At 68.6% G+C, this 19,320-nt stretch carries 21 protein-coding genes; 12 read left to right on the top strand and 9 right to left on the bottom strand.

Translation table 11 applies throughout. From position 1 onward, the window contains the following. Positions 1 to 126 precede the first annotated feature (126 nt). A complete protein-coding gene (pgi, locus tag LDL21_RS02340) occupies positions 127 to 1,767 on the top strand; it encodes a glucose-6-phosphate isomerase (RefSeq protein ID WP_225278635.1) in 1,641 nt (546 codons plus the stop codon). Here the strand turns inward: pgi and LDL21_RS02335 are convergent. From LDL21_RS02335 to LDL21_RS02320, 4 genes are all read right to left on the bottom strand, one after another. Beyond that, positions 1,736 to 2,284, bottom strand: a complete 549-nt coding sequence (locus LDL21_RS02335; RefSeq protein ID WP_225278634.1) for a potassium channel family protein — start codon at positions 2,282 to 2,284, stop codon at positions 1,736 to 1,738. The two genes, pgi and LDL21_RS02335, sit on opposite strands and share 32 nt — an antisense overlap. A 209-nt stretch (positions 2,285 to 2,493) precedes the next feature. Continuing rightward, positions 2,494 to 3,153, bottom strand: a complete 660-nt coding sequence (locus tag LDL21_RS02330) for a nucleoside/nucleotide kinase family protein (RefSeq protein ID WP_308017108.1) — start codon at positions 3,151 to 3,153, stop codon at positions 2,494 to 2,496. Between the two features lie 51 nt (positions 3,154 to 3,204). Beyond that, positions 3,205 to 4,833 carry an acyl-CoA dehydrogenase family protein gene (locus LDL21_RS02325; RefSeq protein WP_225278633.1) on the bottom strand — a complete coding sequence of 543 codons (1,629 nt, stop codon included), beginning with the start codon at positions 4,831 to 4,833 and terminating at the stop codon, positions 3,205 to 3,207. Positions 4,834 to 4,850: 17 nt separating this feature from the next. After that, positions 4,851 to 5,456: a TetR/AcrR family transcriptional regulator gene (locus LDL21_RS02320; protein WP_181696741.1), complete on the bottom strand. Its 606-nt coding sequence runs from the start codon at positions 5,454 to 5,456 to the stop codon at positions 4,851 to 4,853. 64 nt (positions 5,457 to 5,520) lie between these two features. On the opposite strand from LDL21_RS02320, the gene LDL21_RS02315 reads away from it, so the two are divergent. Further along, positions 5,521 to 6,309 carry a crotonase/enoyl-CoA hydratase family protein gene (locus LDL21_RS02315; protein ID WP_225278632.1) on the top strand — a complete coding sequence of 263 codons (789 nt, stop codon included), beginning with the start codon at positions 5,521 to 5,523 and terminating at the stop codon, positions 6,307 to 6,309. Further along, positions 6,309 to 7,589: a hypothetical protein gene (locus LDL21_RS02310; protein WP_225278631.1), complete on the top strand. Its 1,281-nt coding sequence runs from the start codon at positions 6,309 to 6,311 to the stop codon at positions 7,587 to 7,589. The genes LDL21_RS02315 and LDL21_RS02310 overlap by 1 nt, the downstream gene beginning before the upstream one ends. 28 nt (positions 7,590 to 7,617) lie before the next feature. Here LDL21_RS02310 and LDL21_RS02305 read toward each other — a convergent pair whose 3' ends face one another. Next, entirely contained in the window at positions 7,618 to 8,307 is a 690-nt protein-coding gene (locus LDL21_RS02305) for a TetR/AcrR family transcriptional regulator (protein WP_220139024.1), read from the bottom strand. 144 nt (positions 8,308 to 8,451) lie between these two features. After that, the gene (locus LDL21_RS02300) at positions 8,452 to 9,141 is read right to left on the bottom strand and encodes a pyridoxamine 5'-phosphate oxidase family protein (RefSeq protein ID WP_225278630.1); all 690 of its coding nucleotides are present in this window, start codon (positions 9,139 to 9,141) and stop codon (positions 8,452 to 8,454) included. 79 nt (positions 9,142 to 9,220) lie between these two features. On the opposite strand from LDL21_RS02300, the gene pdxR reads away from it, so the two are divergent. The 3 genes from pdxR to LDL21_RS02285 all read left to right on the top strand — a co-directional run bounded on the left by pdxR (position 9,221) and on the right by LDL21_RS02285 (position 12,349). Further along, positions 9,221 to 10,603, top strand: coding sequence for a MocR-like pyridoxine biosynthesis transcription factor PdxR (gene pdxR / locus LDL21_RS02295; RefSeq protein ID WP_225278629.1), 1,383 nt, complete (start codon positions 9,221 to 9,223; stop codon positions 10,601 to 10,603). A gap of 70 nt (positions 10,604 to 10,673) precedes the next feature. Then, complete coding sequence (locus tag LDL21_RS02290; protein ID WP_181696746.1) at positions 10,674 to 10,919, top strand: DUF2630 family protein; 246 nt, start codon at positions 10,674 to 10,676, stop codon at positions 10,917 to 10,919. Further along, complete coding sequence (locus tag LDL21_RS02285) at positions 10,916 to 12,349, top strand: dihydrolipoyl dehydrogenase family protein (RefSeq protein ID WP_225278628.1); 1,434 nt, start codon at positions 10,916 to 10,918, stop codon at positions 12,347 to 12,349. Before LDL21_RS02290 ends, LDL21_RS02285 begins: the two co-directional genes overlap by 4 nt. Here LDL21_RS02285 and LDL21_RS02280 read toward each other — a convergent pair whose 3' ends face one another. Together LDL21_RS02280 and cobF are read right to left on the bottom strand one after the other, a co-directional pair. After that, positions 12,350 to 13,219 carry an Fpg/Nei family DNA glycosylase gene (locus LDL21_RS02280; protein ID WP_225278627.1) on the bottom strand — a complete coding sequence of 290 codons (870 nt, stop codon included), beginning with the start codon at positions 13,217 to 13,219 and terminating at the stop codon, positions 12,350 to 12,352. A 14-nt stretch (positions 13,220 to 13,233) separates the two neighbouring features. Beyond that, positions 13,234 to 13,974 (bottom strand): precorrin-6A synthase (deacetylating), encoded by a 741-nt coding sequence (gene cobF / locus LDL21_RS02275; RefSeq protein WP_225278626.1) that lies wholly within the window; start codon positions 13,972 to 13,974, stop codon positions 13,234 to 13,236. Positions 13,975 to 14,019: 45 nt separating this feature from the next. Between cobF and LDL21_RS02270 the strand changes: the two genes are divergently transcribed. The 6 genes from LDL21_RS02270 to LDL21_RS02245 all read left to right on the top strand — a co-directional run bounded on the left by LDL21_RS02270 (position 14,020) and on the right by LDL21_RS02245 (position 18,222). Beyond that, positions 14,020 to 14,823: a thymidylate synthase gene (locus LDL21_RS02270; RefSeq protein ID WP_225278625.1), complete on the top strand. Its 804-nt coding sequence runs from the start codon at positions 14,020 to 14,022 to the stop codon at positions 14,821 to 14,823. Further along, positions 14,820 to 15,311 carry a dihydrofolate reductase gene (locus LDL21_RS02265; RefSeq protein WP_308017107.1) on the top strand — a complete coding sequence of 164 codons (492 nt, stop codon included), beginning with the start codon at positions 14,820 to 14,822 and terminating at the stop codon, positions 15,309 to 15,311. The genes LDL21_RS02270 and LDL21_RS02265 overlap by 4 nt, the downstream gene beginning before the upstream one ends. A 107-nt stretch (positions 15,312 to 15,418) precedes the next feature. Next, positions 15,419 to 15,745: a cupin domain-containing protein gene (locus LDL21_RS02260; RefSeq protein ID WP_067485336.1), complete on the top strand. Its 327-nt coding sequence runs from the start codon at positions 15,419 to 15,421 to the stop codon at positions 15,743 to 15,745. Between the two features lie 34 nt (positions 15,746 to 15,779). Next, positions 15,780 to 16,829, top strand: a complete 1,050-nt coding sequence (locus LDL21_RS02255; RefSeq protein WP_225278624.1) for a Dyp-type peroxidase — start codon at positions 15,780 to 15,782, stop codon at positions 16,827 to 16,829. A 14-nt stretch (positions 16,830 to 16,843) separates the two neighbouring features. Then, positions 16,844 to 17,641 carry a family 1 encapsulin nanocompartment shell protein gene (locus tag LDL21_RS02250; protein ID WP_067485330.1) on the top strand — a complete coding sequence of 266 codons (798 nt, stop codon included), beginning with the start codon at positions 16,844 to 16,846 and terminating at the stop codon, positions 17,639 to 17,641. A gap of 56 nt (positions 17,642 to 17,697) precedes the next feature. After that, positions 17,698 to 18,222, top strand: coding sequence for a PH domain-containing protein (locus LDL21_RS02245; protein ID WP_225278623.1), 525 nt, complete (start codon positions 17,698 to 17,700; stop codon positions 18,220 to 18,222). Between the two features lies 1 nt (position 18,223). On the opposite strand, the gene LDL21_RS02240 is transcribed toward LDL21_RS02245, so the two are convergent. Next, a complete protein-coding gene (locus LDL21_RS02240; protein WP_225278622.1) occupies positions 18,224 to 19,222 on the bottom strand; it encodes a GlxA family transcriptional regulator in 999 nt (332 codons plus the stop codon). Between the last annotated feature and the right edge of the window lie 98 nt (positions 19,223 to 19,320).

The raw sequence follows: 19,320 nt of genomic DNA, 5'->3' as shown, positions 1-19,320 counted from the left end.
CGTCCCGACGATCAGGTGCCGTTGCGTACGCGACGAAGGAGCAAGCAACGGCGCCTGATCGTCGGGACCGGCGGGGCCGCGAACTCGAGCGCGCCAGCGCTCAGACAACACAGTACGCTCGGCGGGGTGAGCAGCGACATCACCGCGTCGGCGGCCTGGCAGGCACTGCAAACCAATCACCGCACTGTCGCACCTCTGCATCTGCGGCAGTTGTTCGCCGAGGATCCGGCGCGCGGCCGGGAGTTGACCGTGCAGGTCGCCGATCTACACATCGACTACAGCAAACATCGCGTGACCCGCGAAACCCTGCGTCTGCTGGTGGATCTCGCGCGGGCGGCCGGTGTACCGCAGCGACGCGACGAGATGTATTCCGGCAAGCACATCAACACCTCCGAGGACCGCGCGGTGGGGCACATCGCGTTGCGTCTGCCGGTGGGCGAGCAGCTCGACATCGACGGCACCGACGCCGATGCCGCCGTGCACGACGTGCTGCGCCGGATGGGTGAGTTCGCCGATTCGGTGCGCTCGGGTGCGTGGCGCGGGGCGACCGGTGAGCGCATCACCACGGTGGTCAATATCGGTATCGGTGGCTCGGATCTGGGGCCGGACATGGTGTATCGCGCGTTGCGGCACTATGCCGATCCGGAGATCGAGGCCCGGTTCGTGTCGAATGTCGACCCGGCCGATCTGGTGTCCAAGCTGGCGGGGCTCGATCCGGCGCGCACATTGTTCATCGTCGCGTCGAAGACGTTCTCCACCTTGGAGACTCTCACCAACGCGACGGCGGCGCGGCGCTGGCTGGTCGCGGCGCTCGGTGAGAACGCGGTGGCAAAGCATTTCGTCGCGGTGTCGACGAACGCGGAGCGGGTGGCGGCGTTCGGTATCGACACCGCGCACATGTTCGGTTTCTGGGATTGGGTCGGCGGCCGCTACTCGGTGGATTCGGCGATCGGTCTCTCGGTGATGGTGACCATCGGAAAGGAACGGTTCGGCGAGTTCCTCAGCGGAATGCACGCCGTCGACCGGCATTTCGCGTCGCAGCCGTTGGAGTCGAACGGTCCGGTGCTGTTGGCGATGCTCGGCGTCTGGTATTCGAACTTCTTCGGCGCGGAATCGCGTGTGGTGCTGCCGTATTCGAACGATATGGCGCGATTCCCCGCGTATCTACAGCAGCTGACGATGGAGTCCAACGGCAAATCGGTGCGTGCCGACGGCACTCCGGTCACGTCATCGACGGGTGAGATCTTCTGGGGTGAGCCGGGTACCAACGGCCAGCACGCCTTCTATCAGCTGCTGCATCAGGGCACCCGGTTGATTCCGGCCGATTTCGTCGGTTTCGCCCGGTCGACCGACGACCTGCCGACCCGCGACGGCACCGGCAGCATGCAGGACATCCTGATGAGCAACCTGTTGGCGCAGACCAAGGTGCTCGCGTTCGGCAAGACCGCCGAAGAGATCGCGGCCGAGGGCACCGATCCGAAGTTGGTGCCGCACAAGGTGATGCCCGGCAATCGGCCGAGCACCACGATCATGGCGCCGGAGCTTACGCCGTCGACGATGGGTCAGCTGATCGCGCTGTACGAGCACCAGGTGTTCGTCGAGGGAATCATCTGGGGCATCGACAGTTTCGATCAGTGGGGTGTGGAGCTCGGCAAGCAGCAGGCGCTGGCCCTGACGCCGTTGCTGAGCGGTCCGGAAGAGCCCGAGTCGGTGGGTGACTCGTCGACCGACGCGCTCATCGAGTGGTATCGCGCGCGGCGGCGCTGACCTCGCTCGCGGCGCGGATCCGGCTGGTCACGCTGGTGGTGACGATGGCGAGCAGCGTGCCGAGGACCACCAGGTCGAACACGATCTGCACCATAGTGACGATGCGTGCGCCTTGGCCGACGGCGTGGATGTCGCCGTAACCGACGGTCCCGAGGGTGACCAGCGTGTAATACAGTGCGTCGGTTCGCGTCTCGAGCCCGGCGAACTGGTTCGGATGTAGTTGCTCCATGCGGTAGTAGACGAGCGCGAACACCACGCACACGATGCACAGCACGAGCAGCACCCCATCGACCCGCTCGCCCAACGCGGTCGACTCCTCGAGGAGGCGCTCGATCCGCCGCCACACGAGCCAGCCGAGTCCGGCCACGCTCGCGACGAACACGACGACCCCTACGACCCGCCCCGGCCACGAGTCGAGTGCGAACACCCACCCCACCGGCACGCTGTAGTACAGCGCCAGAGCGCAGGCCGCTGCCGCGCCGTTGCGGACCGCGTGCACGGGAACTCGTCGCTTCATCAGTCCATGATTGCGCCGAGTCCGCCGCTTTCCGCGCGACACACGCTCGCCGCGCCGCCGCAACCGGGGGTGCCGCCCCGCGAACGGGGGGTACCGCCCCGCGAACGGGATACCGCCCCGCGAACGGGGTACCACGGCACGAACGGAGTGCCGCGCCGCAGAGGGGCACCTCGGCGCGGACGAGTGCAGCCGAGAGGGGTCGGCGGCGGTCAGTCCAGGGCGTAGCCACGGCCCGTCGCGATCAGGACCCGATCCGCGCGGCTTCGGGTGGCGGCGATGAGGTCAGCATTGCGCAGATCGCTGTCCATCACCTTCACCCGCGCCTCATCCTGGGTGCGCCCGCCTTCGACGTGCCGGTCGAGCAGGCGTTCGGTGAGCACCTGCCGTGGCGCGTCGAGATACCAGCATTCGTCGAGCAGTCCGCGTACCGGCGCCCAACCCGGTGCGTCGGTGAGCAGCAGGTAGTTCCCCTCGACGACGACCACGCGCTCGTCGTGCACCACCACACCGCCCTCGGTCGGTTCGTCGACGGCCCGGTCGAACAGCGGCCACGGCACCGGTTCGCCGATGAGTGTCTCCCGCAGCAGGCGAAGATCGGTGACGAACGCGGCCGCGTCGAACGTGTCGGGCTCGCCCTTGCGTGCCAGCGCACCCCTGGCTCTCAGCACGTCGTTGCGCAGGTGATAGCCGTCCATCGGCGCAACGACCGCAGGTCGCCCGAGACGATTCAGCTCGTGGCAAAGGCGCTGCGCGAGAGTCGATTTACCGGCTCCCGGCGGACCCGCGATACCGAGGAGAAACCGGTCCGCGCACGGCGGCACCAGCCCGGCGAGGTCGCCTGCCGTCAACACATCGTCCGCTCGAGCCACGCGGTCACGGTACCGCCAGCCCGGCCATGCGAAGGATCGGCCGGAGCCGGCTCAGTGCGTATCGACGAACCCCCGTTCGAGAATCGCACCGGTGTCGACACCGACCGGCAGGGTGCCGTAAGCGATCCCCCAGTCACCGCTCAGCCGGGTCGCGCAGAACGCATCGGCGACGGCCGGATGACCGTGGCGTACCAACTGCGCACCCTGCAGCACCAGCGCCATCAACTCGACCACCCGGCGCGCCCGGTACTCGATATCGGACAGGTCGGTGAGTTCCTTGCCGACCCGGTCGATGGCGTCGTCGAGACGCGGGTCCGCGCCACGAGCCAGACCGACCTCGGCGAAGTAGGCCTCGACGGTCTCCGGCTGACGCCCCATGGCGCGCAGGGCATCCAGCGCAGCCACATTGCCCGACCCCTCCCAGATCGACATGAGCGGCGCCTCCCGGTACAGGCGCGGCATCCCCGATTCCTCGGCATACCCGTTGCCACCGAGGCATTCCAGCGCTTCGGCGGCATGCGCGGGGGCCCGTTTGCACACCCAGTACTTGGTGATGGCCAGCGCGATCCGGCGCAGCGCCGCCTCGGCCGGGTCGCTGCCCGCGCGGTCGGTGGCCCCGGCCAGACGCATCATCACGGTGGTCGCCGCGTCGGATTCGACGATCAGGTCGGCCAGCACGTTGCGCATGGCGGGCTGGTCGATCAGCTTCGCGCCGAACGCTTCTCGATGCCTGGCGTGATGCACGGCGGTGACCGCACCGACCCGCATGCCGGTGGCCGAGCCGATCACGCAGTCGAGGCGGGTCATATTGACCATCTCGATGATCGTCTTCACCCCGGCACCCTCGGCGCCGACGAGCCACCCGGTGGCGTTCTCGTATTCGATCTCGGAGGAGGCGTTCGACTTGTTGCCGAGCTTGTCCTTGAGCCGCTGGATCCGGATCGGGTTGCGGGTGCCGTCGGGCAGCACGCGCGGCAGCAGGAAGCACGACAACCCGCCCGGCGCCTGCGCGAGGGTGAGGAACATGTCCGACATGGGCGCCGAGGTGAACCACTTGTGCCCGACGATGCGGTACGACCCGTCCGATTGCGGTGTGGCGGTGGTGGTGTTGGCGCGCACGTCCGAGCCGCCCTGCTTCTCGGTCATCGACATGCCCGCGATCAGCCCTGCCTTCGTGGAGGGCTCACGCAATCCGAAATCGTAGGTGCGCGAGCCGAGCAGCGGCTCGAAGCGGGCGGCGAGTTCGGGGTTGTGGCGCAGCGCGGGAACCACCGCGTAGGTCATCGAGATGGGACACATGTGCCCGGCGTCGGCCACACCCCAGGTGTAGAACTTGGCCGCGCGGGCGGTGTGCGCACCGGGGCGCTCGTCGAGCCACGGTGAGCCGTGCAGGCCGTGCGTCACCGCCACATTCATCAGGTCGTGCCAGTGCGGATGGAACTCGACCTCGTCGACACGGTGTCCCCACCGGTCGTGGGTGTGCAGCACCGGCGGGTACTCGTTGGCCAGCCTGCCCCACTCCTGTGCGGCGAAACCGCCTGCGAGAGCGCCGAGTTCACGTACCTCCGCCTCAGCCCAGCCCGCACCCTCCCGGTGCAGGCCCTCGATGAGCGCGTGATTACGCGAGGCGTCGAAGGGGACGAGCGGCGGTACCTGATTGAACACGTCATGGGTGATCACGGCGGAACTCCTTAGGGCTACAACGATTCCGGGCGCGCACCGAGCGCGCGAACGGCGAAAGCGACCAGTTCGGGAACGACGGACTCGGCGGGCGGGGCCGTGGCGAGGGGGCCGACGAGCACCTCCCCGATGGCGCCGACGAGCGCGGCCGCGGACAGGTGCGAATCCTGCGGCGGCAGCGCGCCTTCGGCGACGCCGTGGGTGATGGCCGCTTCGAACGAGGCGGTGAAGGCTCGGCGGAACTCCAGGCGTTGCACGTCGACGGCGGCGTCGACGGGCTCGGCCAGCAGCACGTAGGCGAGTTTCGGGTTCTTGAGCGCACGCCCGGCGAAGGTCTCCACGGCCGCGCTGACCCGCTGCACCACGTCGCCCTCGGCGACCGCCGCGCGCACCGCGGCGACCTCGCGGGCGACGACCTTCTCGAACACGGCCGACACCAGCGCGGCCTTGTTCTCGAACTGCTTGTACACCGTGCCGGTAGCGATACCCGCCTCCGCCGCTACCGCGGCCATCGACAAGCCGGCGAACCCGTCGCGCGAGAGCACGGCCGTCGCACCCTGCACGATCAGCGCTCGCTGCGCGTCGAGCCGGGCCTGCACGGCGGGCGTCCTCCGGTACACCATACGAAGAAGTGAACCACCGATTCACCTCTTCACACAAGGGTGGGTTTCGTCGTATGGTCGAGCTATGAGCTCAGGTCCCGCGTCCGATTCGGTGCGTGTCGAGAAGGCGGGGCCCGTCACCACGGTGATCCTGAACCGTCCCCACGCCCGCAACGCCGTCGACGGGCCGACGGCCCGCGCCCTGGCCGACGCTTTCCGCGCGTTCGACGCCGACCCGACCGCCTCGGTGGCGGTGCTGTGGGGCGAGCACGGCACGTTCTGCGCCGGCGCCGATCTGAAATCGCTCGGCACCGACCGCAGCAACCAGGCGACGCCCGACGGTGACGGACCGATGGGCCCCACCAGGATGCGGCTGTCCAAACCGGTGATCGCGGCGGTGTCCGGGCACGCGGTAGCCGGTGGGCTCGAGCTGGCGCTGTGGTGTGACCTGCGGGTCGCCGAACAGGACGCCGTGTTCGGCGTGTTCTGCCGCCGTTGGGGAGTACCGCTCATCGATGGCGGCACGGTGCGGCTGCCGCGCATCGTCGGCGAGGGGCGGGCGCTGGACATGATTCTCACCGGTCGGCCGGTGAGCGCGCCCGAAGCGTTGCAGATGGGGCTGGTCACCCGCGTGGTTCCCACCGGGGATGCGCGTCGGGTGGCCGAGGAGCTGGCCCGGCAACTCGCGGCGCTCCCGCAGACCTGCCTGCGTTCCGACCGCGAATCCGTGTACGACCAGGTCGGTCATTCCGAGGACGAGGCGCTGCGCATCGAATTCGCGCACGGTGTCAAGGCTCTCGCCGATGGTGCGCTCGAGGGCGCGGCCCGCTTCGCCGCGGGCGCGGGCAGGCACGGCGCCGCCTCCACGTCGTAATGGACCGCCTGACCGTCGTCGACGAGATCTTCCTGCGTACCCATCGGGGAATGGGCACGCCGATCGCCCTGCAGGGACTGTGGCGAACGCCGGACACGATGGGTCCGGCTCTGCTGCGACAGATCCACCACGAGCTGAGTCATGGTCCGCTGGGCCGCAGAGTCGTCCGCGTCCGCGTTCCCGGCGCCCGACGTGCCTGGCAACCCACCGTCCGCGCCCACCCGCTCGACTACCTCGCGGCCGATGCCGACCGCGCTCCCCTGCGTGAGGGGGAAATCCTGCCGTGGGCGGATACGCTCGGCGCCGACCTCGATCCCGAGTTCTTCCCCGGTTGGCGGTTGTCAGCGGCGCCTCTGGCAGACGGCGGAACCGTTGTCGCCCTGACCTGTTCGCACGCCCTCGCCGACGCACGCGGACTGATCCACGCCGTCGCGCTGGCCTTGCGATCGCTGAACGGCACACCTACAGAACATGCGTCGACTGCGGTCGCCTCCACCGCACGAGACCGGCGCCGCGAACGGTCCGCGGACGAGGCCCGTTCGGACTGGGCCGATGCTCGGACGCAGTGGGCCACGGTGCTCGGCGGGACCGCGCGCGCACTGCGCAACGGTGTTCCCCGACCGCCCGAGACCATCGTTCCCGCGGCGGCTCCAGGTCGCACCGTCCGCAGCTCCCTGCTGGCTTTCGACGCGGGACGATGGGATTCCGTCGCAGCGGAAGCCGGTGGCACACCGAACAGCCTGTTCATCTATCTGGTCGCGAACATTCTGTGGGAGAACGGCTTCGGTGCCGACACCATCACCGCGAGCCTGCCGGTGGACACCCGCGACGAACCGCGCGTGGACAACGATCTCGCCGTGACCGAGATCCGGATCGACCGCGCCGACACCCCGGAGACGATTCGCGTCAAAGCCCGCGACGCCTATCTGCGCCGCATGTCGGCGCCCGCCGGGCTGCCCGAAGAAATCCTGCAGGTACTCCCTGATCGCTTGGCGTACAAGCTCAGCAAAGGTGCTGGTGAGCGCGACATCCTGTGCTCCAATATCGGCACAATGCCCGACGCCCTGCGCACTGTCGGCCCGCACGAATGCACCCGCGTGGCCGCCCGCGCGATCCATCCGGGCATCACGGATTTTCCACGTACTCGCCTCTCCGGTTACCTCTCCCGTCTGGCCGACACCTACACGCTGGCGCTCGTCAGCTTGGACACACACGAATCACTCACCGCTGCAGCGGATCTCGTGCTGTCGAAGGCCGGGTTGTCCGCCGAGCCCTGGTGAGATCGCGTGGCCTCCGGGTCGCAGCAACTCAATTCGCCGTCATACCCACGAGCAGAACCCTCAGCCCCCAGACGAATTGGTCGACGGATGTCCACGCCGCGATCTCGTCCACATGCGCGGCGGTACGCGTCCAGCGATCCACATCCAGGTCCCTGAGCTGCTCGCGCCGGCGCGCGATCCGCTCCGAATCAGTAGGCAGCGGCGGAATTCCGTTCGTCTCGGCGATATCGAGCGCCGTCGAACCGAGGACATAGACGAGCACCGCGTACACCCCGTGCGCCCGCATCTGCGTATGCAGACCACCGCGCGCGAAGCAGGCGAACAACGCCTCTTCGATATCGCGTGCGGCGGGCCCGTCCGCCGCCGGACCGTCGTGCGGACCCGACATCATCAGCACCGCGACCGCCGGATGCTCCCACAGCCGCGACCGCATACTCAGCGCCAACTGGATCACCGCCGAGACCCACTCGACGCCCCGGTCGTAGAGCGGCCCGAGCCGCACGTTCGAGAGCACACGTTCGATGGCGGCCCGTTCCAGTCCGCTCCGATCGCAAGCCAGCGCGGCCGGGTCGACGCCGAGTCGCTCCGCAACCGCCTCGACCGTGAGCGCACCCGCCCCACCCTCGTCGAGCACTGCCAGGGCCGCGTCCACCACCCGATCCTCGGTGCACGACAACTGTTCGGGCGGCTCGCCCCCGCTGAGCGGACTCGACGGCATAAGCGGGACTGTACCGAGCGCGCACCCGCCCACCGAGGTGCCACGACGAGCGAATCGCGCGACTCCATCGCCGCACTACGCGACTGATCGAATCACCCAGCCCGACGACCATCCGCAGCAGTCTGCGGAACGTCGACCCCTTCCCTACCGCAGCGCGACCGGCATCGCCGAATCCACCCGATCCACCACACCGGCGGGCACCCCGATCCCCGGTTCGAGGTCCGCCGACGGCACCGGCACACCCCACACCTGCCGCAGCGGGAGCTCCCCGGCCCACACCCCGCCTGCGGCGATGTCGTCCTCGTCGTCCTTCGGCCCGCCGGTCCGGACTTTCACCGACGCCTCGGTGAGGTCGAGAGCCAGCACCATCGTGGCCGCCATCTCCTTGCGGCTGGGCGGGCGGACACGGTCCCAGGATCCGGGCGCCGCGTGCTCGACGATCACCCGCAGCGCTTCGAGACGTTCGTCCTCGTCGGTGACGAGTTCGGCCCGCCCACGCACCACCGCCGACCGGTAGTTCATCGAGAAGTGCATGGCGGAGCGGGCATAGATCAGGCCGTCGACATGGGTCACCGCGATGCTGATGTCGGTGCCGATGGCGGCGCGCATATTGCCCGCACCGGTGGAACCGTGCAGGTAGATCGTGTCGCCCGCCCGGCCGTACACGGTCGGCAGCACCACCGGCGAACCACCGAGCACGACTCCGAGGTGGCAGATCAGTCCCGCGTCGAGCACCGCGTCCAGTTCGGCCCGGTCGCTGCGGGCGCGTTCCTTGGATCTGGTCACCGTGGTGCGCGGGGTCGGGGACAGCGGCGTTCTGGTGTGCGTGCTCATAAGATGAGCATCGCCGCACGATTGGCCTTCGCACAGGTCCAATTCGACGCAGGAACGACAGTCCAATCAGAGGTGGGCGATGCTCGACGACTTCCCGATCCCGCTCGACCGCTCCGCCGCCGAACCCCTGTCGGTACAGGTGGCCGATGCCCTGCGCACCGCCGCGACCACCCGCGTCCTACGCGTCGGCGACCGGCTACCGCCCTCGCGCACCCTCGCGCAACGGCTGGGAGTGAGCCGGGCCGTGATCGCCGCCGCCTACGACCAATTGCACGCCGAGGGCTGGCTCACCGGTCGACGCGGGTCCGGCACCTACCTGAGCACCGCCCCCGCGACAGCACCGCCGAGCACCGTCGCGATGAAGGGCATCGCGGACGCACCGACCCTGCTCGACCTCGCCGCAGGCGCACCGTGCATCGAGGCCCTCGACCGCGCGGCCTGGCGTCGCGCGTGGCGCTCGGCCGGTGACCGCGCACCCGAGGCCCGCAAGGATCGAGCGGGTGAGCCCGGCTATCGCGATGCCGTCGCCGAGCATCTGCTCCGGCATCGCGGACTGGCCGCGGGCGCGTCGTCGGTGGTCCTGGCGACCGCGGGCACGAGCACCGCCGTCGGCGAACTCGCCGCGGCCCTGCTCCGTCCCGGCGACACCGTGGCCATCGAAGACCCCGGCTATCTACGCGCTGTCGGCGCGTTCCAGGCCGCGGGGACGACGGTGCTCCCGGTGCCCGTCGACGCGCACGGACTGTGTGTCGACCGGATTCCACCGGGTGTTCGCGCTGTGTATTGCACACCGGCACACCAGTTTCCGATGGGTGCGCGGATGCCTGCCCGGCGCCGGGTGGAACTGGTCGAATTCGCCCGCAGCACCGGCACTCTGGTCATCGAGGACGACTACGACGGCGAATTGCGCTACGACACCGCACCCTTGCCCCTGCTCGCGGCGATGGCCCCGGACGTGGTGGTCCACCTCGGCACCACGAGCAAGATCATCGCCCCCACCCTCGGTGTCGGCTGGCTCGTCGCTCGTCCCGACATCACCGAGGCCGTCCTCGCGCACCGCGCCCGCATCGGCAGTTCACCGAGCTCGGCCGGCCAACTGGTGCTCGCCGAATTCGCCCGCAACGGCGACCTCGCCCGGCATCTGCGTCGCCTGCGCCGGGTGGTCCCGCCACGGCGCGCCCTGCTCGTCGGTGAGCTCGCCGACCGGGGCCTGCCCGTCCTCGGTGACGACGCCGGCTCGCACGTGGTCGTCGAACTGCCCGACGCCGGCGCCGAGGCCGCCGCGGTCGATGCCGCCCGGAGCCGCGGGGTCCTGCTCGACGGGCTGGCCCGCCATCACCTCGCCACGCCGCACAAGTTCGGTGTCGCCCTCGGTTACACGGCCCTGACCAGCGCCGAATTGGCCCGGGCCGTCCCGATCGCGGCCGACTGTCTCGCCGCTCATGTCACCCGGCGGTCGTAGCATGGACCAGGACCCCGCGCGGGTCGCGGTTCGCCCGGCACTACCCCTCCGAGAATCGAAGTGGTGAGACATGACCGATCAGGACATCCTGGCCAAGATCAAGCAGCTGGTCGACGAAGAACACGAACTGCGGTCCAAGGCGACGGCGGGCGAGATCGACCCGGTCAGCGAGCGCAAGCAGCTCGCCCAGCTGGAAGTGATGCTCGATCAGGCCTGGGATCTGCTGCGGCAGCGCCGCGCCCGCGCAGGCGCCGACGCCTCCCCCGAAGACACCGAGATGCGCTCGCCCCGTGAGGTCGAGGGCTACTTGCAGTGACCGACGAGTACGACGTCATCGTGATCGGTGGCGGCCCGGCGGGCGAGAACGCCGCCGCGTACGCCATCGCGGGCAGCGACCGCACCGCCGCGCTCGTGGAACGGGAACTGTTCGGCGGCGAATGCAGCTACTGGGCGTGCATTCCCAGCAAGACACTGCTGCGCACAGGCGCCGTGCTCGATCTCGCCGCCGGGCTACCCGGGCTGACGGCGAGCGGCCCCGAGGTGGCCGATGTGCTGGCCCGCCGCGACACCTTCGTCCACCACCGCGACGACACCTCCCAGGTCGACTGGGCGAAATCGGCGCGCATCGACCCGATACGCGGTGCGGCCAGGCTCGCCGGGGAGCGGCTGGTCGAAGTGCACACCGACGCGGGGGTGCGGGAACTGCGCGCCAGGCACGCTGTCGTGATCGCGACCGGAACAACAGCCGCGATTCCCGACACTCCCGGTCTGCGCGATGCCCTGCCCTGGACCTCGCGCGACGCGACCAATCTGACGGTCGTACCGACCCGGGTCGCGATCATCGGCGGCGGTGTCGTCGCGTGCGAGACGGCGACCTGGCTGATCGAACTCGGCGCGGCCGAGGTGACCATGCTGGTGCGCGGTGACCGGTTGCTGCCACGGGTGGAGCCCTTCGCCGCCGATCTGGTGCTGCGAGGTCTGCGCGACAAGGGCGTCGAGGTTCGCCTGAACACCCAGCCGTTGATGGTGTCGCGCCGCGACCCCGCCGACACCGGGGTCGGCCGCATCCACGGCGGCCCGGTCACGCTGGTGCTCGACAACGGTGAGCTGGAGGCCGACGAACTGGTCGTCGCGACCGGCCGCGCACCCGCGACCGACGACCTCGGCCTGGACACGGTCGGCCTGTCGGCAGGCTATCTCGACGTCGACGATCACCTGACTGTCCGTGGTGTTCCCGGAGAATGGCTGTACGCGGTGGGCGATGTGAACCACCGTGCGGCACTGACGCATATGGGCAAATACCAGGCCCGCGTGTGCGGGGATGTCATCGCCGCTCGCGCACAGGGCACGCCGCTGGACAAGAGCCGCTACACCGCGACCGCCGACCACGAGCAGATTCCCCAAGTCGTCTACACCGCACCGGAACTCGCCGCCATCGGCCTCACCGAGCAGCAGGCCCGCAAGGCCGGATACGCGGTCGACACCGTGGAAATGGATATCTCGGTAGCCGGTTCCGCATTGTCGCGCGACGATTTCCACGGCCGCGCGAAGATCGTCGTCGACACCACCGAAAACCGCCTTCTCGGCGCCACTTTCGTCGGGCCCGACATGGGCGAACAATTGCACGCCGCCACCATCGCGGTGGTCGGGCGAGTGCCACTGGACACCCTGTGGCACGCGGTACCCGCGTTTCCCACGGTCAGCGAATTCTGGTTACGGCTGCTGGAAACCTGGCGGGACCGCTGACTACTTGAGCAACCGCGACATCCGCCGGTCGGCGAGCACCTTGCCGCCGGTCTGACAGGTCGGGCAGTACTGAAAAGAGCGCTCCGCGTAGGACACCTCGCGTACCGTGTCGCCACACACCGGACACGGCTGCCCGGTCCTGGCGTGCACCCGCATGCCGGATCGCTTCTCCCCCTTCAACCGGGCCGCGTCCTGCCCGGTCGAACGGTCGACGGCATCGAGCAATACCGAACGCATCGCCGCGTACAACTGCGAAACAGTTTCGGCGGGCATCGTTTTCGTATTCGCGAACGGCGAAATGCGTGCGGTGTGCAGTATCTCGTCGGAATAGGCATTGCCGATACCGGCCAGCAGGGTCTGATCAACCAGTGCGGTCTTGATGCGCTGCGATGTGCCCCGCAGCAGGGCCGCGAATTCGTCCTCGGTCACCGCGAGCGCGTCGGGACCGAGCCGGGCGATGCCCGGAACCGACTGCGGATCCTCCACTATGTACACCGCGAGGCGTTTCTTGGTTCCCGCCTCGGTGAGGTCGATGGCGGGCGTCGCGCCTTCGGGAGTGAAGAAATGCACGCGCAAGGCGAGCGGGCTCTTACCGCCAGGCTTGGGCGGCAACGGATTCGGTTCGTCGACCCACCGCAACCAGCCGCCACGTGACAGGTGGGTGATCAACCACAGCCCACCGCAGTCCATTCCGAGAAACTTGCCCCACCGGCCCGCACCGGTCACGTCCCGGCCGGACAGCGCGGTCACCGGCGGATCGAATGTCTTCACCGCACTCAACGCGGCCACGTCGACGCGACCCACCACCGCACCGACCGCATGATCCCGGAGGAACTGCGCCAACGCCTCTACCTCGGGTAACTCGGGCACAAAGGTCAGTCTAGCTATTCGGACCGCAACAGGTAGACGTCCATGATCCAGCCCTTTTCGGCGCGCGATCGCGCACGACGTTCGAGAATGGATTTCTCCACCTCGCGCAGATTGCCTTCGATCAATATCTCGTCGGGCATACCGAGATAGGCGCCCCACCAGATGTGGATATCGTCGCCGGGCACCTCGGTGAACGAGCATTCGCCGTCGAGCATCACCACCGTCGAACCCGGACCGAGGCCTTCTTCGCGCAGCTTGCGCCCGGTGGTGATGTGCACGGGTTCGCCGATGCGGTGCAGCACCACCCGGTGGGCGGCGGCCAGCGCCGCGACGCTGGTGACGCCGGGGATCACCTCGTAATCGAACCGAACCCGCCCACGGTCGAGCACCCGCTCCACCATGCGCAGGGTGCTGTCGTAGAGGGCCGGATCGCCCCAGACGAGGATCGCGCCGTCGCCGTTCACCTGCTCGAAGGCCTCTTCCAGCAGCACCGCGCGCCGTTTGTGCCAGTCCTGCACCACACCGGTGTAGTCGGCGGGTGCGCGGTCGCGTGGCGGGTCGGCGATCTCGAGCACCCGGTGCGGGCCGTCGACGTACTCGGCCAGGATCGCGGTGCGCACGTCGACGAGTTCCTGCTTCTCGGCGCCCTTGCCGATCACGAAGAACGCCTCGGCGCGCCGCATGGCCTTGACTGCCTGCATCGTCACCTGGTCGGGGTCGCCCGCACCGATACCGATCACGTAGAGCTTGCGCATACGCGCAGAGCTTGCCAGGTGCGCACAGCAGTAGAATCGGCAGGCGTGGCCACCCCTGATACGCAGTACGAAGATCTGCTCCGGCGCGTGCTCGAACACGGCACGCCGAAAGCCGATCGGACCGGCACCGGCACCCGAAGCATCTTCGGCCATCAACTGCGCTACGACCTGGCCGAGGCGTTTCCGCTGATCACCACCAAGCGGGTGCACCTGAAATCCATCGTCTACGAGTTGCTGTGGTTCCTGCGCGGCGACTCCAATGTGTCGTGGCTGCGCGAGCACGGCGTCACCATCTGGGACGAATGGGCGGATGCGGACGGCGAGCTCGGCCCGGTGTACGGCGTGCAGTGGCGTTCCTGGCCGACACCCGACGGCACCCACATCGACCAGATCGCCCAGGTCCTGCACACCCTGCGCACCGACCCGGATTCGCGCCGGATGATCGTGTCGGCGTGGAACGTGGCCGACCTGGACAAGATGGCGCTCGCCCCCTGCCACGCCTTCTTCCAGTTCTATGTCGCCGACGGCAAGCTGTCGTGCCAGCTGTACCAGCGCAGCGCCGACCTTTTCCTCGGTGTGCCGTTCAATATCGCCAGCTACGCGCTGCTCACCCTGATGGTCGCCCAGCAGACCGAGCTGGAACCGGGCGAGTTAATCTGGACAGGTGGCGACGTGCACATCTACGACAACCACGTCGACCAGGTGCGTGAACAGCTCACCCGTGAGCCCTACCCCTTCCCCACCCTGCACCTGCGCCCGGCCACCAGCCTGTTCGACTACACCTACGACGATGTCGAACTGTCCGGGTACCAGCACCACCCGGCCATCAAGGCGCCGGTGGCGGTGTGAACGACCGCATGATCGGCCTGATCTGGGCGCAGGCCAACGACGGTGTGATCGGCGTGGACAACACCATCCCGTGGCGGCTGCCCGAGGACATGGCCAATTTCCGGGAGACGACCACAGGTCACCCCGTGATCATGGGCAGACGCACCTGGGACTCCCTGCCCGCCGCCTTCCGACCGCTGGCCGGGCGACGCAATATCGTCGTCACCCGTCAGTCCGACTGGGCCGCCGAGGGCGCCGAACGCGCCGCCTCGCTGCCCGACGCGCTGGCCATGACCGGCACCGCCGACACCTGGATCGCCGGTGGTGGCGAGATCTACCGCCAGGCGCTGCCGCTGGCGACGACCCTGCTGGTCACCGAGGTCGACACCACCGTGGCGGGCGATGCTTTCGCCCCGGTCATCGGCCCGGAATGGCAGGCACCGGATACCCCGTGGCGCACCGCCGAAAACGGCCTGCGCTACCGCATTCGGCATTACGTCCGGCAGTGACAACACGTCGCTAACGGTCGCGGCAAAACGCCCGAGCGCGGGTGTGATGTCGGGCATACTCGCAGGCGAAGACCTGCCCGCGAGAAGCCTGCGAAAGGCGCGTTCCCATGGACAAGAAATCGCTGACCGCGGTGGCCCGTCAACAGCTGAAGCTGGCGGCCACCTCGACGAGTGGTCGGAGTTCGCAAACCCTCATCGGCGGCCACACCCACGCCCTGCGCCAGACCGTCGTCGCGCTGGCCGAAGGGCAGAGCCTGGCCGAACACGACAATGCCGGCGACGCGACGATCCAGGTCCTCACCGGCACGCTCGTACTGATCGCGGGCACCGACGAGTGGAAGGGCTCGGCAGGCGATCTGATCGTGGTTCCGCGCGCCCGCCACAGCGTCAAAGCCATCGACGACGTGACCTTCCTGCTCACCGTCGCCAAATAAGTACCTGTCGGTACGGCGTCGTACTCTGGACGCCATGGGTGAGCCACAACCGATTCTCGATCCACTGTCGCCTGCCGCGCTCTTCCTCGTCTTCACCATCGACGAGGGCGGCGAATCGGTGGTGCGCGATGTGCTCGCCGATATCAACGGTTTACGGCGATCGGTCGGCTTCCGGGTGCCCGGCGAGGGCCTGAGCTGCATCACCTCGATCGGTTCCGCCGCGTGGGACCGCCTGTTCGCCGGGCCCAAACCGGCTGAGCTGCACGAGTTCCCGGGATACAGCGGTCCGGTGCACAGCGCGCCTGCCACCCCCGGCGACCTGCTTTTCCACATCCGCGCCGAAACCCAGGGCCCGTGCTTCGAATTGGGCATGGTGATCGCCGAACGGCTGCGTGGTGCGGCGACGGTCGTCGACGAGGTGGTCGGGTTCCGCTACTTCGAACAGCGCGACCTGCTCGGCTTCGTCGACGGCACGGAGAACCCCGAGGGTGGTGCCGCGGCCGCCGCGGCCCTGATCGGTGCCGAGGACCCCGAATTCACCGGGGGCAGTTACGTGATCGTGCAGAAGTACACCCACCCGCTCGACCAGTGGAACGCCCTGTCGATCGAGGAGCAGGAGCGGGTGATCGGGCGCACCAAGCTCGGCGACTACGAACTGCCCGACGATGTGAAGCCCGCCGATTCGCATGTGGCGGTGAACACCATCGTCGACGACGACGGCACCGAACGCCAGATCGTCCGTGCCAACATGCCTTTCGGCTCGGTCGCCGACGGCGAGTTCGGCACCTACTACGTCGCCTACGCCGCCACCCCGAGCGTCACCGAGCGGATGCTCGAGCGCATGTTCCTCGGCACCGAGGAAGCCGCCTACGACCGCATCCTCGACTTCTCCGTCGCGGTCACCGGCACCCTGTTCTTCACCCCGACCGTCGATTTCCTCGACGATCTGCCCGACGCACCCGCGAACATCGCCGACGAGGCGGAATCCGGACCGTTGCCCGAGATAATTCCGGTGGAACGGGCAAATACCTCCGCAGCGGGTTCCGACGGCGCCCTCGCCATCGGCTCGATGAAAACTCGATGAGAAGGAGTATCCGAATGAACAACCTGCATCGCGAACTCGCGCCGATCACCGACGAGGCCTGGGCCGAGATCGAGGAGGAGGCCACCCGCACGTTCAAGCGCAATATCGCCGGACGCCGGGTCGTCGATGTCTCGGGCCCGCACGGCGTCGGCTACTCGGCGCTCAACCGCGGCAGGCTCACCCCGATCGACTCCCCCGACGACGGTGTGCAGGCACACCAGCGCGTGGTGCAGCCGCTCGTGGAACTGCGGGTGCCCTTCACCCTGCAGCGCTCCGAACTCGACGACATCGAACGCGGCGCACCCGACGCCGACCTCGACAACCTCAAAGACGCCGCCCAGAAGATCGCCTTCGCCGAAGACCGCGCGATCTTCGAGGGTTACGCCGCTGCGGGCATCACCGGCATCCGCGCCGCCGCGTCCTGCACCCCGATCACGCTGCCGAGCAATGTGGTCGACATCCCCGACGCCATCTCGCGTGCCCTCACCGGGCTGCGCCTGGCCGGTGTCCAGGGCCCCTACTCGGTACTGCTCAGCGCCGACCTCTACACCAAGGTCAGCGAAACCTCCGACCACGGCCACCCCATCCGCACCCACATCGAACGCCTCATCGACGGCGAGATCATCTGGGCACCGGCCATCACCGGCGGATTCGCCCTCACCACCCGCGGCGGCGACTTCGAACTCGCCATCGGCCAAGACCTCTCCATCGGCTACCTCAGCCACGACGCCGACACCGTCCAGCTGTACTTCCAGGAAACCTTCACCTTCCTGGTCGAGACCTCCGAAGCAGCGGTATCGCTCGGGTCGTGAGCCCGAGCGCGTGACCGGCGCTAGGGTTGGCCACGAATCGTGAGAGGGAGGTCCGCATGGCCGACGTGCGTGCCGGGGTCGTGCCCGCGAGCAGGAGCCTGTTCTACTGCCTGATCGGGCTGCTGGTCACCATCGGGATCGCCGGTCTGCTGGTGGCGATGTTCGGCGCCAACCGGGTGGTGACCGGCGTGCTGGTCGGCGCCGTCGGCGGTGTGGCGGCGGGGGTCGCGCTGTTCGTGCGCGATGTCGTCGAGCTCACCGAGCACGGTATCTACGTGCGGACCCCGTTCCGGTCGGCCACCGTGCCGTGGGACCGGGTGGTGGCCGGGCGGTTCACCCTCGACGAGCACGGCCGCTGGGCACTGGCCCTCGACCTCACCGAGAACGGTGACGAACTCGTGCTGCTGTCGATCCCACCGGTCATGGGCCCGGTCTCGGGCGCCTACGACATGCGTAAGCGGGAACAGGTGACCGAGATCCGGGAGATGTTGCGGGCCAAGCGGATTCCGATCACCGTGCTGCCCGGGATCGCCGCCGCCCTCAACGAGCACTGGCAGATCGCGCCGCCGACCTCCCGCTGACTCAGGCGCTGAGCCCGGAGGTGAACCGCCGCCGGTAGTCCGACGGCGACACACCGAGCCGCGCGATGAAGGTGCGCCGCAGCGCCTCGGGGCTGGTGAAGCCCGCGTCCGCGGCGGCCCGCCGCACCGAGCTGCCCGCCTCGAGTTGGGCGCGGGCCAGATCGAAGCGCATGTTCGCCGCGTATTCGGCTGGGCTGAGCCCGACCTCCTCGGTGAAGAGCCGGGTGAGATGGCGTGGGCTCACGTTCACGTGGCGGGCGAGTTCCTGCACGCTGTGGCGCCGTGACGGGTCGTCGGCGATCAGGTCCGTCACCGCGCGCACCGGACCTGGCGGCAGCGCCACCGCGCGCAACGGGGTCGAGAACTGCGCCTGCCCGCCGGATCGCTGGAGGTAGACCAGCAGACCCTGGGCGACCTGCCGGGCGACGGCACTGCCGAGATCCTCGGCGACCAGCGCCAGCGCGAGGTCGATCCCCGCGGCTACGCCGGCCGAGGTCGCGATATCGGCCTCGCGGACGAAGATCCGATCCGCCAGCACGTCCACACGCGGATACCGGCGGGCCAGCTCGGGGGCGAACTTCCAGTGCGTTGTCGCGCCGCGCCCGTCCAGCAGCCCGAGTTCGGCGAGCACGAACGCCCCGCTGCAGATCGAAACCACCCGCCTGCTCCGCGCGGCGAGCACACGTGCCGCGTCGAGTAGTTCTGGACGGACGAACTGGGCCGGGCGCACCTCGCTGCCCGGCACGACGAGCGTGTCGAGCGCGAGTACATCGGCGGCTGCCGCCCCCACAGCAACTCCCCCGCCGACCGAGGTCTGCACGGGCGCGCCGGTGGGTGAGAGCAGCACGATCTCGTAGGCATCGGCGAACTGATTCGCCTCGACGAACACCTCGGCCGGGCCGACATAGTCGAGTGCCTTCACCCCGTCGAACAGGAGAAACCCGATACGCCGTGTCCCAGTAGATGCGTTGTGACGTGGGCGATCCGGGGCTACAGACATAGCCACAAATCTACTGTTCGTCCGAAATAGCGGGATTCGCGGCCGTTCGGGTAGGTGACAGCCCACCCGCGCTCGACAACTATGAGCAACCTATCCAT

It is taken from the genome of Nocardia rosealba, assembly GCF_020216065.1.
GTDB lineage: Bacteria > Actinomycetota > Actinomycetes > Mycobacteriales > Mycobacteriaceae > Nocardia > Nocardia rosealba.
Note: the sequence above shows the minus strand (reverse complement) of the source record. Positions and strands in the feature narration are given on the sequence as shown.

Bases quoted from the DNA above. Each gene is read 5' to 3' on its own strand.
- LDL21_RS02335 (WP_225278634.1), bottom strand. From the start codon at position 2,284: ATGAAGCGACGAGTTCCCGTGCACGCGGTCCGCAACGGCGCGGCAGCG.
- LDL21_RS02320 (WP_181696741.1), bottom strand. From the start codon at position 5,456: ATGGTGTACCGGAGGACGCCCGCCGTGCAGGCCCGGCTCGACGCGCAG.
- LDL21_RS02315 (WP_225278632.1), top strand. From the start codon at position 5,521: ATGAGCTCAGGTCCCGCGTCCGATTCGGTGCGTGTCGAGAAGGCGGGG.
- LDL21_RS02310 (WP_225278631.1), top strand. From the start codon at position 6,309: ATGGACCGCCTGACCGTCGTCGACGAGATCTTCCTGCGTACCCATCGG.
- LDL21_RS02305 (WP_220139024.1), bottom strand. From the start codon at position 8,307: ATGCCGTCGAGTCCGCTCAGCGGGGGCGAGCCGCCCGAACAGTTGTCG.
- LDL21_RS02300 (WP_225278630.1), bottom strand. From the start codon at position 9,141: ATGAGCACGCACACCAGAACGCCGCTGTCCCCGACCCCGCGCACCACG.
- pdxR (WP_225278629.1), top strand. From the start codon at position 9,221: ATGCTCGACGACTTCCCGATCCCGCTCGACCGCTCCGCCGCCGAACCC.
- LDL21_RS02290 (WP_181696746.1), top strand. From the start codon at position 10,674: ATGACCGATCAGGACATCCTGGCCAAGATCAAGCAGCTGGTCGACGAA.
- cobF (WP_225278626.1), bottom strand. From the start codon at position 13,974: ATGCGCAAGCTCTACGTGATCGGTATCGGTGCGGGCGACCCCGACCAG.
- LDL21_RS02260 (WP_067485336.1), top strand. From the start codon at position 15,419: ATGGACAAGAAATCGCTGACCGCGGTGGCCCGTCAACAGCTGAAGCTG.
- LDL21_RS02255 (WP_225278624.1), top strand. From the start codon at position 15,780: ATGGGTGAGCCACAACCGATTCTCGATCCACTGTCGCCTGCCGCGCTC.
- LDL21_RS02250 (WP_067485330.1), top strand. From the start codon at position 16,844: ATGAACAACCTGCATCGCGAACTCGCGCCGATCACCGACGAGGCCTGG.
- LDL21_RS02245 (WP_225278623.1), top strand. From the start codon at position 17,698: ATGGCCGACGTGCGTGCCGGGGTCGTGCCCGCGAGCAGGAGCCTGTTC.
- LDL21_RS02240 (WP_225278622.1), bottom strand. From the start codon at position 19,222: ATGTCTGTAGCCCCGGATCGCCCACGTCACAACGCATCTACTGGGACA.